This window comes from Stenotrophomonas maltophilia group sp. RY12688 (assembly GCF_052149045.1).
GTDB classification, from domain to species: Bacteria; Pseudomonadota; Gammaproteobacteria; order Xanthomonadales; family Xanthomonadaceae; genus Stenotrophomonas; species Stenotrophomonas sepilia.
Genome location: NZ_CP197389.1, coordinates 2,855,977 through 2,869,797, shown reverse-complemented (window position 1 = coordinate 2,869,797; position 13,821 = coordinate 2,855,977). Strand labels below are relative to the sequence as shown.

General features: G+C 67.1%; 14 protein-coding genes. 8 read left to right on the top strand and 6 right to left on the bottom strand.

From position 1 onward, the window contains the following. Positions 1–39: 39 nt before the first annotated feature. From efp to ACS0OT_RS13480, 5 genes are all read left to right on the top strand, one after another. Positions 40–606, top strand: a complete 567-nt coding sequence (gene efp / locus ACS0OT_RS13500; protein ID WP_005410381.1) for an elongation factor P — start codon at positions 40–42, stop codon at positions 604–606. Positions 607–811: 205 nt separating this feature from the next. Further along, complete coding sequence (locus ACS0OT_RS13495; protein WP_065178243.1) at positions 812–2,155, top strand: TRZ/ATZ family hydrolase; 1,344 nt, start codon at positions 812–814, stop codon at positions 2,153–2,155. A gap of 24 nt (positions 2,156–2,179) precedes the next feature. After that, entirely contained in the window at positions 2,180–2,896 is a 717-nt protein-coding gene (ubiG, locus tag ACS0OT_RS13490; protein WP_005417734.1) for a bifunctional 2-polyprenyl-6-hydroxyphenol methylase/3-demethylubiquinol 3-O-methyltransferase UbiG, read from the top strand. After that, a complete protein-coding gene (locus ACS0OT_RS13485; RefSeq protein WP_005417733.1) occupies positions 2,893–3,588 on the top strand; it encodes a phosphoglycolate phosphatase in 696 nt (231 codons plus the stop codon). Before ubiG ends, ACS0OT_RS13485 begins: the two co-directional genes overlap by 4 nt. Before the next feature lie 11 nt (positions 3,589–3,599). Continuing rightward, the gene (locus tag ACS0OT_RS13480) at positions 3,600–4,304 is read left to right on the top strand and encodes a squalene/phytoene synthase family protein (RefSeq protein ID WP_065196619.1); all 705 of its coding nucleotides are present in this window, start codon (positions 3,600–3,602) and stop codon (positions 4,302–4,304) included. An 87-nt stretch (positions 4,305–4,391) separates the two neighbouring features. Here the strand turns inward: ACS0OT_RS13480 and ACS0OT_RS13475 are convergent, their stop codons facing one another. The 3 genes from ACS0OT_RS13475 to yidD are packed head-to-tail and all read right to left on the bottom strand — an operon-like array spanning position 4,392 to position 6,842. After that, the gene (locus ACS0OT_RS13475; RefSeq protein ID WP_095378135.1) at positions 4,392–5,240 is read right to left on the bottom strand and encodes a M23 family metallopeptidase; all 849 of its coding nucleotides are present in this window, start codon (positions 5,238–5,240) and stop codon (positions 4,392–4,394) included. Then, positions 5,240–6,586, bottom strand: coding sequence for a dihydroorotase (locus ACS0OT_RS13470; protein WP_010486624.1), 1,347 nt, complete (start codon positions 6,584–6,586; stop codon positions 5,240–5,242). Before ACS0OT_RS13470 ends, ACS0OT_RS13475 begins: the two co-directional genes overlap by 1 nt. A 1-nt stretch (position 6,587) precedes the next feature. Beyond that, the gene (gene yidD / locus ACS0OT_RS13465; RefSeq protein WP_005417723.1) at positions 6,588–6,842 is read right to left on the bottom strand and encodes a membrane protein insertion efficiency factor YidD; all 255 of its coding nucleotides are present in this window, start codon (positions 6,840–6,842) and stop codon (positions 6,588–6,590) included. Positions 6,843–7,113: 271 nt separating this feature from the next. On the opposite strand from yidD, the gene dksA reads away from it, so the two are divergent. Further along, the gene (gene dksA, locus ACS0OT_RS13460) at positions 7,114–8,340 is read left to right on the top strand and encodes an RNA polymerase-binding protein DksA (RefSeq protein ID WP_065186037.1); all 1,227 of its coding nucleotides are present in this window, start codon (positions 7,114–7,116) and stop codon (positions 8,338–8,340) included. Positions 8,341–8,802: 462 nt separating this feature from the next. Next, entirely contained in the window at positions 8,803–9,747 is a 945-nt protein-coding gene (locus ACS0OT_RS13455; RefSeq protein ID WP_111187533.1) for an IS481-like element ISStma12 family transposase, read from the top strand. 194 nt (positions 9,748–9,941) lie between these two features. Here the strand turns inward: ACS0OT_RS13455 and ACS0OT_RS13450 are convergent, their stop codons facing one another. Genes ACS0OT_RS13450 through cysS form a run of 3 tightly spaced genes read right to left on the bottom strand, consistent with a single transcriptional unit; the run spans position 9,942 to position 13,068 of the window. Then, positions 9,942–11,189 carry an MFS transporter gene (locus ACS0OT_RS13450; RefSeq protein ID WP_005417718.1) on the bottom strand — a complete coding sequence of 416 codons (1,248 nt, stop codon included), beginning with the start codon at positions 11,187–11,189 and terminating at the stop codon, positions 9,942–9,944. Continuing rightward, positions 11,186–11,638, bottom strand: a complete 453-nt coding sequence (locus ACS0OT_RS13445; protein ID WP_111176204.1) for a SufE family protein — start codon at positions 11,636–11,638, stop codon at positions 11,186–11,188. The genes ACS0OT_RS13450 and ACS0OT_RS13445 overlap by 4 nt, the downstream gene beginning before the upstream one ends. 53 nt (positions 11,639–11,691) lie before the next feature. Beyond that, entirely contained in the window at positions 11,692–13,068 is a 1,377-nt protein-coding gene (gene cysS / locus ACS0OT_RS13440; RefSeq protein ID WP_138952087.1) for a cysteine--tRNA ligase, read from the bottom strand. A gap of 186 nt (positions 13,069–13,254) precedes the next feature. Between cysS and ACS0OT_RS13435 the strand changes: the two genes are divergently transcribed. After that, positions 13,255–13,818, top strand: a complete 564-nt coding sequence (locus ACS0OT_RS13435) for a hypothetical protein (protein WP_065178248.1) — start codon at positions 13,255–13,257, stop codon at positions 13,816–13,818. Positions 13,819–13,821 lie beyond the last annotated feature (3 nt).

Sequence of the window (13,821 nt, the reverse complement as noted above, 5' to 3'; positions counted from 1 at the left end):
GCCGCACCCGCGGCGTTTCTGCCACTCAGGAGTTTACGCATGGCCAGCTACGGCATGAACGACGTCAAGAACGGGATGAAGATCCTGGTCAACAACCAACCGGCCGTCATCATCGACACCGAATACGTCAAGCCGGGCAAGGGCCAGGCCTTCACCCGCGTGAAGTACCGCCTGATCAAGGACGGCCGTACCCAGGAAGTGACCATGAAGTCGACCGACTCGCTGGATGCAGCCGACGTCGTCGATACCGACATGAACTTCATGTACAGCGACGGCGAGTACTGGCACTTCATGGACCCGGAGTCCTTCGAACAGGTCCAGGCCACCAAGGCCGGCATGGGCGGCGCCGAGAAGTGGCTGAAGGGCGAAGAGTCCTGCGTGGTCACCCTGTGGAACGGCGAGCCGATCTTCGTTCAGCCGCCGAACTTCGTCGAACTGAAGATCACCGAAACCGATCCGGGCGTCCGTGGCGACACCTCGGGCGGCGGCGGCAAGCCGGCCACCCTGGAAACCGGTGCCGTGGTCCGCGTGCCGCTGTTCGTCAACCAGGACGAAGTGATCCGTGTCGACACCCGTTCGGGCGAATACTCCGCACGCGTCAAATAAGGTTCCGGCCGCAGGCCGACCTTGCTGTAGAGCCGAGCCGTGCTCGGACACGCGCCAGCGCATTCGCGCTGGCGCTCCCATGATCTGCTTCGGCAGATCATGGGCCCCGCTTCACGGGTCTCCAGACCCCGCCGCTTCGCGGCAGCCCCTGACCCAGGGGCGTGTCCCCAGAAGTATCTCGCCGCCCCCCAGCCAGTGAGCCCGCATGAGCGATAGCCCGCACCTCCCCGAAGCCTGCGACCTGCTCATCGAAGCTGGTCATGTCGTTCCGATCGAGCCGCATGCGGTGGTGCTGGAAGACCATGCCGTTGCCGTGCGTGGCAGCGAGATCGTGGCCATCCTGCCGCGTGCCGAGGCGCGCGCACGCTTCCGTGCCGCGCAGGTGGTCAGCCGCCCCGAGTCGGCGCTGATGCCGGGCCTGGTCAACGCGCACACGCACAACCCGATGACACTGCTGCGCGGCGTCGCCGACGACCTGCCGCTGATGACCTGGCTGCAGCAGCACATCTGGCCGGTGGAAGCGGCCGTGATCGGGCCGGAATTCGTGGCCGACGGCACCACCCTGGCCATCGCCGAGATGCTGCGCGGCGGCACCACCTGCGCAAACGAGAACTACTTCTTCGGCGACGTGCAGGCCGCGGTCTACAAGAAGCACGGTTTCCGCGCGCTGGTCGGCGCGGTCATCATCGATTTCCCCACCGCCTGGGCCAGGACCGATGACGAATACTTCGCCAAGGCTGGTGAACTGCACGACCAGTGGCGCACCGATCCGCTGATCGGGACCGCGTTCGCGCCGCATGCGCCGTACACGGTCAACGATGCCAACTTCGAGCGGGTGCGTATGCTGTCCGACCAGCTCGACATGCAGGTGCACCTGCACACCCACGAAACCGCGCAGGAGATCAACGATTCGATCAAGCTGCACGGCCAGCGCCCGCTGGCGCGGCTGGATCGCCTTGGCCTGGTCAACGACCGCCTGATCGCGGTGCACATGACCCAGCTGACCGATGCGGAAATCCACCTGTGCGCCGAACGCGGCGTCAGCGTCGTGCATTGCCCCGAATCGAACCTGAAGCTGGCCTCCGGCTTCTGCCCGGCCTGCGCCCTGCAGCGCGCCGGTGTGAACCTGGCGATCGGCACCGATGGCTGCGCCAGCAACAACGATCTGGACATGTTCAGCGAGAACCGTACTGCAGCGATCCTGGCCAAGGCCGTGGCCGATGATGCCACCGCGCTGGACGCGGCCACCACGCTGCGCGCAGCGACGCTGGGCGGTGCCCGTGCGCTGGGCTTTGCTGACCGCATCGGTTCGATCGAAGTCGGCAAGCAGGCCGACCTGGTCTGTGTCGAACTGTCGGCGCTGGAAACCCAGCCGCTGCACAACGTGCTGTCGCAGCTGGTGTATGCCACCGGCCGCCAGCAGGTCAGCGACGTCTGGATCGCCGGCAAGCCGAAGCTGGTGCAGCGCGAGCTGGTCGGCATGGACCTGCCGGGCATCATCGCCAACGCGCGCCAGTGGCGCGAGCGTATCCGTCATATCCGCGCCTGACCCCTGGCGCCGCAAGGACCCCTCATGACTGCCCCCCACGCTTCCTCCAATTTCGATCAGGCCGAGCTGGACAAGTTCGCCGCGCTGGCCAACCGCTGGTGGGATGCTGACGGCCCGCAGAAGCCGCTGCATGCGCTGAACCCGGTACGCCTGAAGTACGTCGCCGACCGCGTGCCGTTGCGTGGCGCGCGCGTGCTCGACATCGGCTGCGGTGGCGGGCTGCTGAGCGAAGCACTGGCGCAGGCCGGCGCCGACGTCACCGCCATCGACCTGGCCACGGAACTGGTGAAGGTCGCGCGCCTGCATGCGCTGGAAAGCGGCGCCAAGGTCGACTACCGCGTGCAGGCCGCCGAGGATCTGGCCGCCGAGCAACCGGGCAGTTTCGATGTGGTCACCTGCATGGAAATGCTCGAGCACGTGCCAGACCCGGGCGCGATCATCGACGCCTGCAAGCGCCTGCTGAAGCCGGGCGGCCACCTGTTCCTGTCGACCATCAACCGCACCGCGGCCGCCTTCGCGGTGGCGATTGTCGGCGCCGAGTACGTGGCGCGGCTGCTGCCCAGGGGCACCCACCACTACCAGGAATTCATCAAGCCGGCCGAGCTGGCGCGCTGGCTGCGCGAGGCCGACCTGCAGCTGGTGGATGTCAGCGGCATGGCCTACGAGCCGTGGCGCAACCATGCCCGCCTGAGCAGCCGCACCGACATCAACTACCTGGCCTACGCGGTCAAGCCGGCATGACCTCCGCCCGCTTCCCGCGTGCGGTGCTGTTCGACCTGGATGGCACGTTGCTGGACAGCGCGCCGGACTTCGTCGCCACCTGCAATGCGATGCTGGCCGAGCGGGGCCGGGCAGCGGTCGATCCGGCGCAGCTGCGGCCGGTGGTCTCCAAGGGCTCGCGCGCGATGGTCGGGGCCGCTTTCCCGGACCTGGATGCCGCTGCGCGCGATGCATTGATCCCGGAATTCCTGCAGCGCTACGAAGCGCTGATCGGCCAGTACGCGGTGCTGTTCGACGGCGTGGCCGGCATGCTCGCCGCGCTGGATGAGGCCGGTACGGTATGGGGCATCGTCACCAACAAGCCGGAGTACCTGGCGCGCCTGATCCTGCCGCAGCATGGTTGGCAGCAGCGCTGCGCGGTGCTGGTCGGCGGTGACAGCCTGGCCGAGCGCAAGCCGCACCCGCTTCCACTGCTGCACGCTGCGCAGGCCATCGGCATGGCCGCCGAAGACTGCGTGTACGTGGGTGATGACGAGCGCGACATCATCGCTGCACGTGCTGCCGCGATGCCGTCGGTGGCGGCGCTGTGGGGCTACCGCCTGCACAGCGACGATCCGCTGGCCTGGCAGGCCGACGTGCTGGTCGAGAACGCTGAACTTCTGCAACTGGCCAGTCTCTGGCCGACCCGGCCGGCAGCCCCGGCCCAGCCGTAAGGAATCCCGTAGTGAGCAGTACCGCGCTGGACAGTTTCCTCGACAAGTGGCGCAGCCGTTGGCCGGAATGGTCGGTGGCCGCCCCGTTCGTGGCCGAACCGCAACGCGAGCTCGCAGTGGCGTGGTTTGCGCTGCTGCAGGAGTTCGACGACATGCTCAACACCAGCGGCGATCCGCTGCCCGCCGATGCCAAGCTGGCGTGGTGGGGCGAGGAGCTGCGCAGCTGGGCAGGGCATCGTTCGCGCCATCCGCTGGGCCGTCTGCTGGAGCCGGTGCGTGCGCCGTGGGTGCAACTGGCCGAAGCACTGCCGGACCTCGTTGAAGCGCGTACCGTTGCGCTGGATGCAGCCGGTGCCGAGCGTGCGCTGGCCAATTACGCCGACGCCGTGGCCGCAGTGGAAGCGGCCTTGTTTGCCGACAAGCCGCGCACCGGCGCCGGTCGTGCGGTGCAGCTGCAGACCCTGGCCCAGCGCCTGCAGGACGCCGGCGTGGCCGGTGTGCCGCGCAGCCTGTTGGATGAGGATTCCAGCACGGCCGCGCAGCGCTGGGCCCAGTACCTGTTGAAAGGATGGGGCAGCCGCGTGCCGGGTCCGCGCCCGCGGCGCGTGTGGTCGAGCCTGGCGCGCGCCCGCGTTGCCGCGCAGGCCGCAGGCAAGCCAATCGAAGCCACCCCGGTGCGCACGTTGCTGCGCGTGTGGTGGGCCGCGCGCGGTTGATCCAACTGTCTGGTAGTGCCGGCCGCTGGCCGGCAGCTCGGGCACTGCAGAATTCATGCGGTTGCCGGCCAGCGGCCGGCACTACCGTTATTTGCGTTCCAGCACCAGCAACGGGTCGATGCGGGTGTCGAACCAGTTCATGCCCCAGTGCAGGTGCGGGCCGGTGGCACGGCCGGTGGCGCCGACGGCAGCGATCACCTGGCCCTGCTCCACACGGTCGCCAACTTTTACGTCGATGCGCGAAAGGTGCAGGAAGTTGGAGCTGATCCCGAAGCCGTGGTCGAGCAGCAGCGTGCCGCCGGTCAGGTACAGGTCCGGACCGGCGAAGGTCACGATGCCGGCCGCCGGCGCCTTCACCGGGGTGCCGGTCGGCACCGCGATGTCCATGCCGGAGTGGCCGGCCCCCGGCTGCCCGTTGTAGACGCGCGCATTGCCGAAGCGGCCGCTGATGCGGCCCTGTACCGGCCAGATGAAGGTCTGGGTGAAGTCGGTGCGGTCGTCATCGCGGGCACGTGCGGCGGTCACCTGCGCCTGTTCGCGCTTGATCCGCTCGGCGATCGCCGCCGGCGGATTGACCGTCTTCGGTGGCACCCCGTTGACCCGCTCGGTGGGCCAGTCGCGCGGCGTCACCGCAATGGTCGCGGTCTCGCTGCCACCATCGGGGCGTTGCACCTGTACGCGCAGCGGACCCTTCTCGTCGCGGCCGATGCCGAACACCACGCTGCCGTAGCCGCTTACCCGCAGCTGGCGGCCGGCATACTGCACGCGACTGCCGGCGGGTACCTTGCCGATCACCAGCGCGCCCTGCGACGCACTGGCCGGGAACACCACGCGGCTGTCGATCAGGCTGCCGATGCCATCCTGCGCCTGCGCAGGGGAAGAGGAAAACAGGGGCGCGGCCAGCAGCAGCGCCCCGATCATCAGTGCCGAACGCATCAGCGGTCGTAGGTCATGCGCTGGCCGGCGGGTTCACCCACCAGCTTGCTGCCGTCCCACACCAGCTGGCCGTTGACCCAAGTGGAGGCCACGCGGGAACGGAAGGTGGTGCCTTCAAACGGCGACCAGCCGCACTTGGACAGCACGTCCTCGCGCTTGACGGTGAACGGCACGTCCTCCACCAGCACCAGGTCGGCAAAGTAGCCTTCGCGCAGGAAGCCGCGTTCTTCCACGTCGAACAGCTGCGCCGGCGCATGTGCGAATTTCTGCACCACCTGCTCGCGGGTCAGCTTGCCTTCGTGCACCCGCTCCAGCGCGGCCACCAGCGCGTACTGCACCAGCGGCAGGCCCGACGGTGCCTGCGCGTAGGGCTTCTGCTTCTCTTCCCAGGTGTGCGGCGCGTGGTCGGTGGCCAGCACGTCCAGCACGTCATCGGCCAACGCAGCGGTGATTGCCTCGCGGTCGGACACTTCCTTGATCGCCGGGTTGCACTTGATCAGGTTGCCCTTGGTCGCGTAGTCCGGACGCGCGAAGTGCAGGAAGTGCACGCAGGTTTCGGCGGTGATCTGCTTGCGGCTGCCATCGGCGCGGATCAGCGGGCCCTTCTCGAACAGCGCCAGCTCATCGGCGGTGGAGATGTGCAGCACATGCAGGCGGGTGCCGTGCTTGCGTGCCAGCGACATCGCCAGGCGCGTCGACTTGATGCAGGCTTCGCGCGAACGGATGTCCGGGTGCATGTCCGGGGTCAGCGCATCGCCGTACTTTTCCTGGAAGGCCTTGAGGTTGGCATCGATCATCGGCGTGTCTTCGCAGTGCGTGATGATCGGGGTCGGGCATTCGCGGAAGATCGCGTCCAGCGTTTCCGGGTTGTCGACCAGCATGTTGCCGGTCGAAGCACCCATGAACACCTTCACGCCCGGCGCTTTCTTCGGGTCCAGCGCACGGATCGCGTCCAGGTTGTCATTGCTGGCACCGTGGTAGAAGCCGTAGTTGGCCCAGGCGCGGCCGCGCGCGAGCTCGTACTTGGCTTCCAGGATGGTCGAATCCAGCGTCGGCGGGTTGGTGTTGGGCATGTCCATGAAGCTGGTCAGGCCACCGGCCACGGCCGCGGCCGATTCGCTGGCGATGTCGCCCTTGTGGGTCAGGCCCGGTTCGCGGAAATGCACCTGGTCGTCGATCATGCCGGGCAGCAGCCAGCGCCCGGCGGCGTCCACCACCTGCTCGCCGTCGCGCGGCGCCAGCCCGTTGCCGATCTGCGCAATGCGGCCGTTCTCGATGCGCAGGTCGCCGTCGAAGGTGCGGCCTTCGTTGACCATCCGGGCGTTGGTGATGAGGGTGGAGGACATGTCAGTGTTTTCCTGTGCAACGGCAAGAGGGGGCATGGGTGGATTCGGGCACCGGATCGAAGCCGCCGGGGTGGAACGGATGGCAGCGGCCCAGCCTGCGCGCAGCCAGCCAGCTGCCGCGCAGCGGCCCGTGCCGGGAGATGGCATCCATCGCGTATTCAGAACAGCTCGGCACGAAACGGCAGCGCGGCCCCAGCAGGGGGCTGATGAAGCGCTTGTAGAAGCGCAGCAGGGCAATGAGCAGGCGCGAGATCACCCAGTCATCTTATGCCAGTTGGCATGAAGGCCGCATTTGTGCAGGATGGGCCGTTGGTCGCATGTCGCCGATGGCCTGCGACCGGTACCAGCACCCGCGGGTGTTGGCCAGGTTCCGTACCGCGCAAGGCGGTCCGTGTTCGTCGGACTGCCACTTGGGCACCTTGACTCCAGGACTGAATGGAGCAGGGTGCCAAGGTTGCTGCTGCGGGTCGGGTAGGCTATAAAGGCCCGCTTTCCCGGGCCCCGGGGAATCCAAGGAAGAGCGTTTCGTGGCTGCTAAAAAAACTGCAAAGAAGGCCGCAACGGCCGCCAAGAAAACCGCCAAGCCTGTTGTGAAGAAGTTGGCGGCAAAGCCCGTTGCCAAGAAGCCGGCCAGCAAGCCGGCGACCAAGGCAGCGTCCTCGCAACCGGCGGCCAGGAAGGCCACCGCAAAGAAAACGCCGGTCAAGGCAACCAAGCCGGTGGCGAAGAAGGCCGCTGCGCCCGCCAAGGCCAAGCCAGCCGCTGCCAGCAAGAAGGCGCCGGTGAAGAAGACCGTCAGCAAGGCTGCGCCGGTGAAGAAGGCCGCCGCCAAGCCGGTGGCCAGGAAGGCAGCCGCCAAGCCAGCGCCGAAGGCGGTGGTGAAGAAGGCTGCAGCCAAGCCGGTCGCCAAGCCCGTAGCAAAGAAGGTCGCTGCGGCCAAACCGGCCGCCACGCCCGCCGCTGTAAAGAAGGTTGCCAAGAACGTTGCCGCGCCGGCCACAAAGCCGACCCCGGCCCCAGTAGTGAAGTCCGCACCGAAGCCTGCTGCCAAGCCGGCTCCGGCCAAGCCTGTCCCGGCCAAGACCGTGGCAGTGGCGGCAGCCCAGCCGGCCTCAACGCCGGCCCCGGCCGCCGCTCCTGTCGCTTCGAAGGCCCCGCAATCCAAGAATCCCGTGCCCGTTTCGAAATCGCCTGCCAAAACCGCCGTGAAATCCGATTCCGCCCCGAAGACCGTGTCGCGCCCTGTCGGCAAGGTTGCCGTGGCCGTCGCCGCCCGCTCGGCAGCACCGGCCCCGCGCAGCAAGTACAAGGTCGTCGAGTACAAGACCGACGAGGCCACTGGCCGCCCGATCCTGCCGGCTGGCTACAAGCCGTCCTCGGAAGAGGAATACATGAGCTCGCTGCAGCAGGAGTATTTCCGCCAGCGCCTGCAGAACTGGCGCGCGGACCTGGTGGAAGAGTCCAAGCAGACCATCGAGAACCTGCGCGAGGAAGTGCGTGACATCGGCGACGAAGCCGAGCGTGCGACCCGCGAGACCGAGAACTCGCTGGAACTGCGTACCCGCGACCGCTACCGCAAGCTGATCGGCAAGATCGACAGCACCCTGAAGCGCCTGGAAGCCGGCGACTACGGGTACTGCGTCGACACCGGCGAAGAAATCGGCCTGGAGCGCCTGGAAGCGCGCCTGACCGCCGAGCGTACCATCGACGCCCAGGAGCGTTGGGAGCACCTGCAGAAGCAGCAGGGCGACTGATTCCAGTTCGTTGTCTGGTCATGCGAAAAACCCGGCCTTGGCCGGGTTTTTTGTTGGGTTCGAGTTGGCTGTGTAGAGCAGCGCCTTCCGGGTATCGGGTGGAGCCTGCGGGTGGGTCCGGGCAGGACACGCTGCAAGTACATCCCTGTAAGCTCGGCCGCGGCATCCATGCCGCGGACGGTCCCGCCCGGACCCACCCCCAGGCTCTCGACGGTTTCCTGCGTGCGCGGCCGATGTAGAGCCGAGTCCACGCTCTGCTCAGGCCGACAGGAGCGGTCATGCGTGCTCGCGGCTGTTGAGTCCGCCTTGTAGCGAGCCGAGCACCGCAGGGGAATCCGGGGCGAAGAGGCCGCTCGATCCTGTAGAGCCGACTGCTAGTTGTGATCTCTCGGTAGGTTGTTCATCCGGGGCATCTTTGGAAAATGGTGGTTACCACACCTATCCAGTCCCCAAAGAGCCCGGATGAACCATCATAAAAATGCCCGTTTGACGCCGTTTAGTCGAGAACTTCTTGTCCGCCGCATCACTGAGCAAGGCCTTCGGCCAGAAGAGGCCGCCCAGGCTTGCGGGGTGAGTGTACGCACGGCTTACAAGTGGCTGGCCCGATATCGAGCCGAGGGCCTGATTGGGCTGCAGAACCGCAGCTCTCGGCCCAGCCGCAGCCCCCATGGCACCCCCGAGGCACTGGTAGAGCAGATCGTCCAGCGTCGACGTCAACGGCAAACCTACCTGACCATTTCCAAGGCACTGGGTGTGGCTCACAGCACCATTTCACGACTGATGCGCCGACGAGGACTCAATCGCCTGTGCCTTCTGGACCCACCGAAGAAGGCGGTCCGGTATGAGTACGACAGCCCGGGCGGCTTGCTGCACTTGGATATCAAGAAACTCGGCAACTTCCACCGGCCCGGACACCGGGTCGATCCGAATCGGCGTGGCAATGCTGGCGGCGGTGGCTGGGGCTATGTCCATGTGGCCATTGATGACCACTCACGAGTCGCCTTCAGCAGCGTTCACACCGATGAGAAGGGCCCAACGGCCTGCCAAGCGCTGCTGGCCGCTTTGGCGTACTACAAGACGCTAGGGGTCACCTTCCAGCGTGTCCTGACTGACAACGGCGCCTGCTATCGCTCCGGCGTCTTCGCTCGACTCGTCGCCTCGTTGGGCATGAAGCACTATCGGACCAAGCCCTACACCCCGCGAACCAACGGCAAGGCCGAGCGCTTCATCCAGACCAGCTTGCGCGAATGGGCCTACGCCTGCGAGTACGCTTCGTCAGAGCAACGCGATGCCGTGCTACCTGAATGGCTGCATCACTACAACTGGCACCGACCCCACATGGGGATCGGCAGCCAGCCGCCTATTTCCAGAATCCCGCTGAACAACGTGGTGGGTTTACACAGCTAGTCGGCTGGCTCTCCGCGCGGTCCCCTGATTCACCGAGGAGCACAGGGCACCGGCGCGCAGCGCCGGCTCGCGGATGGCGGAGCGTTTCTTTGGTTACTTTCTTTTCGCGAAAAGAAAGTGACAAGCCCAATCATCGAGGGAGAGCAACGGCCCCAGCCAAACACCCGGCGCCGCCGAATCCGCTGTTAGCAGCGTCACTGCAGGTCGCGAAGATTCAGTTTCCGCAGCGTTGGGTTCTTCCACGCGGTGATCCCGGCCACGCTCAGCACCGCGAATCCGCCCAGCACCACCGCCGGCACCAGGCCGAGCAGCTTCGCCATCGTGCCGGCATAGAACGCGCCCAGCTCATTGGACGAACTGATGAAGATGCCGTTGATCGACGATACGCGACCGCGCATCTCTTCCGGCGTAGCCAACTGCAGGATGGTCGAGCGGATCACCACCGAGACGCCATCGAACGCGCCGTAGAACAGCAGGATCAGCGCCGACAGCCAGAAGTGCTGCGACAACCCGAAGCTGATCACGCACAGGCCGAAGCCGGCCACCGCGAACAGCAGCACGCGGCCAGCATTGCGGTGCAGCGGATGGCGCGCCAGCCACAGGCCTACGCACACCGAGCCCAGCGCCGGCATCGCGCGCAGGATGCCCAGGCCTTCCGGGCCGTGGTGCAGGATCTCGTGCAGGAACGCCGGCAGCATCGCTACCACGCCGCCCAGCAGCACCGAGAACATGTCCAGCGCCATCGCGCCGACCATGATCCGGTTGCCGACCACGAAGCGCGCGCCTTCGGCGATGCTCTTGAAGATCGGTGCGGCCGGACCGGTATGCACCGGTTCTTCCACCTTCAGCGTGGCCAGGCAGGCCATCGCCACCAGCGCAAAGGCCGTAGCCACCGCGTAGGACAGGCCCTTGCCACCGAAGCCGACCAGCACGCCGCCCAATGCCGGGCCGGCGATCATGCCGGCCTGGAACACCACCGCGCCCAGGCCGGCGCCACGGGCAAACTGGTCACGGGCCAGCACGCGGGCGAACAAGGCGTTGTAGATCGGCGACAGGAAGGCGCGGACCATGCCGGTCAGCGCGATGGCCGCATAGATCGGCCACACGCCGTCAATCGGCAACCAGCCCATGGCCACGCTGGTCAATACCAGTGCAGTGGCGATCAGCCCGCAACAGGCGACCATGCCCAGCCGACGGCGCGGCAGGTGATCCACCAGGTAACCGGCGAACGGAGCCACGCAGAAGAACGGCACGACCTCGGCCAAGCCGATCAGGCCCAGCGAGAACGGATTGCGGGTGACTTCGTAGATGTGCCAGCCGACAGTGACCGCGACCACCTGGTAGGACAGCATCGCAAAGATGCGGTAGGCCAGCAGCCTGGCGAAACCGGGCCGGGACAGCAGGCCCAGTGCACTGTCTTCGGCCGTGGCGGGCTCGCTCACGACGGGTCGCGCTGCAGCTGCGCCTGCGCCGTCTCACGGATGAACGCCAGCATCGCCGCCACGCCGTTGCTGCGGGTGGGCGAGAGGTGGCGGGCCAGGCCGATGTCCTGGATGTAGCTCGGTTCGGTGGCCAGGATCTCCTGCGCCGAGCGCCCGGAGTACACGCGCAGCGCCAGGAAGATCAGGCCGGAGACAATCGCCGAATCGCTGATGGCATGGAAGCGCAGCGACTGCGCGTTGCCTTCCGGCACGATCCAGACCATCGACTGGCAGCCGAGCAGGCGATGCTCTTCGGTCTTCCATTCTTCCGGGAAGACCGGCAGCTTGCGGCCGAGGTCGATCAGGTACTGGTAGCGCTCGGACCAGTCGCCGAAGAAGCCGAATTCCTCGGCGATGGCGGTCTGGGCCTCGGCGGCGGTGGGTTCAAGCGGGAACGGGGAGTCGGTCACAACAGTCTCTACGGTGGGGCGTGGCCGGCGGACCGGCCACGGGGCAGGGCAGATCAGCTGCGCTTGCGCGACCAGCGAACGCCCTGCGGGGTGTCATCCAGCACGATGCCTTCGGCGGCCAGCTGGTCGCGGATGGCGTCGGCACGGGCGAAGTCGCGTGCCTTCTTGGCCGCGGCGCGCTCGTCGATCAGGCCCTGGATGCGGGCATCGTCGCCGTCATCGCTGGCCGCGGTGCCGAACCACTGCGCCGGATCGGCCTGCAGCAGGCCCAGTGCCAGGCCGGCGCCGAGCAGTTCACCCTTCAGGCGCGCCTGCTCGGCCGGGTCGGTGGCACGACGCGCATCGGCGGCGATGCGGGCCACTTCGGCCAGCGCCTGTGGGGTGTTGAGATCGTCGTCCAGGGTGGCCTCGACCGTGGCCGGAATCACTGCCGTGGCCTCGATCGACGCCAGTTCGCGCAGGGTGCCGTACAGGCGGTCCAGGGTGCGCACCGATTGTTCGATCAGCGCATCGGACCAGTCCAGCGGCTGCCGGTAGTGGGCCGACAGCAGGGCCAGGCGCAGCGCTTCTGGCGGATGCTGGCGCACCAGATCATGCACGCGCTCGATGTTGCCCAGCGACTTGCTCATCTTGGCGCCGCCGAAGTTGAGCATGCCGTTGTGCAGCCAGAAGCGGGCGAAGATCTTGCCGCCGTGGGCGCATTCGCTCTGCGCAAGCTCGTTCTCGTGGTGCGGGAACTGCAGGTCGACGCCGCCGGCATGGATGTCGATGGTCTCACCCAGGTGAGCCGCGGCCATCGCCGAGCACTCGATGTGCCAGCCCGGGCGGCCACGGCCCCAGGGCGACGCCCAGCCGGGCAGGTCGTCGCTGGACGGCTTCCACAGCACGAAATCACCCGGGTCGCGCTTGTACGGGGCCACGTCGACGCGGGCGCCGGCCAGCATTTCGTCGGGGTCGCGGCGCGAGAGCTTGCCGTAGCCGTCGAAGCTGGCCACTGCGAACAGTACGTGGCCCTCGGCGGCATAGGCATGCCCGTTGGCGATCAGCTGCTCGATCATGGTGATGATCTGCGGAATGTGCGCGGTCACCTCCGGTTCGATGTCCGGCGGTACCACGCCCAGCGCGGCCATGTCTTCACGGTAGGCGGCGGCGAACTTGCCGGTGATGGTGCTGATCGGCACGCCCTGCTCGCGGGCGGCGGTGTTGATCTTGTCGTCCACGTCGGTGATGTTGCGGGCGTAGCGCAGCGCGCCGAAACGGCGCCGCAGCAGATCGGCCAGCACCCCGAACACCACCGGGCCACGGGCATTGCCGATGTGCACGTAGTTGTAGACCGTGGGGCCGCACACATACAGGGTCGGACAGGCCGGGTCGAGCGGAGTGAACGGTTCGAGCTGGCGAGTCAGGTTGTTGTGCAGGCGCAGGGTCATGGGGCTGTGGCTGGGGGACAAGCCTGTGATTTTAGAACGTGTCGGCCCCCTTTGGGGGCACTGGCTGCCACCGGTGGACGCCGGTTCCTCCGGGTGGGGTGGGCAGGAGCAGCGTGGACGGGTAATGTTCAGCCCCTTGCGCTCGCCACTGCCTACACTATTGCCGTGTCCTTGCTCCCGTCGCCAATGAAATCCACCGCGTTGCTGACCCTGGCCTACCTGTCGGCGCTGCCCGCCGTGGTGCTGGCCCAGGAGGCCGAGCCCCGCAACCGGGTGGTGATCGTGGAGAACGTGAAGTTCGACTACGCGCAGGTGCTGAACGTCGAACCCGTGTTCCAGACCCTGCGCGCGACCCGCACCGAGGAGCACTGCGAGCCGGTGTCGACCCGGACCCTGGCCCCGGTGAACGTGACCGGCGAGGAGCCGGTCGAGGACAAGGGCCGGATCAGCCGCTTCTGGGACTCGGTGCGCTCGATGTTCAAGCGCAGTGACGAGGAGGCCGTTGAGGAGGTCGGAACCGAGTCGCCGGCCCCGGCGCCGGCCAACAACGGCCCCATGCTGACCCGCGACTGCCGCATCGTGCCGGTGGGGCGTGAATTCCGCCGGCCCATCGCCTACGACGTGGATTACGTCTACAAGGGCACCAAGTACCGCTCGCGGCTGCCGGAAGACCCCGGCAACCGGCTCAAGATCCGGGTGTCGATCACCCCCTGGGTCGGTCCGGAGCAGGGCGCCGCCGGCAATCCCTGATTC

Coding starts and splice junctions, on each gene's coding strand:
- cysS (WP_138952087.1), bottom strand. CDS start 13,068: ATGACCCTGCGCCTGCACAACAACCTGACTCGCCAGCTCGAACCGTTC.
- ACS0OT_RS13435 (WP_065178248.1), top strand. CDS start 13,255: ATGAAATCCACCGCGTTGCTGACCCTGGCCTACCTGTCGGCGCTGCCC.
- ACS0OT_RS13475 (WP_095378135.1), bottom strand. CDS start 5,240: ATGCGTTCGGCACTGATGATCGGGGCGCTGCTGCTGGCCGCGCCCCTG.
- ACS0OT_RS13485 (WP_005417733.1), top strand. CDS start 2,893: ATGACCTCCGCCCGCTTCCCGCGTGCGGTGCTGTTCGACCTGGATGGC.
- efp (WP_005410381.1), top strand. CDS start 40: ATGGCCAGCTACGGCATGAACGACGTCAAGAACGGGATGAAGATCCTG.
- ACS0OT_RS13495 (WP_065178243.1), top strand. CDS start 812: ATGAGCGATAGCCCGCACCTCCCCGAAGCCTGCGACCTGCTCATCGAA.
- ubiG (WP_005417734.1), top strand. CDS start 2,180: ATGACTGCCCCCCACGCTTCCTCCAATTTCGATCAGGCCGAGCTGGAC.
- ACS0OT_RS13455 (WP_111187533.1), top strand. CDS start 8,803: ATGAACCATCATAAAAATGCCCGTTTGACGCCGTTTAGTCGAGAACTT.
- ACS0OT_RS13470 (WP_010486624.1), bottom strand. CDS start 6,586: ATGTCCTCCACCCTCATCACCAACGCCCGGATGGTCAACGAAGGCCGC.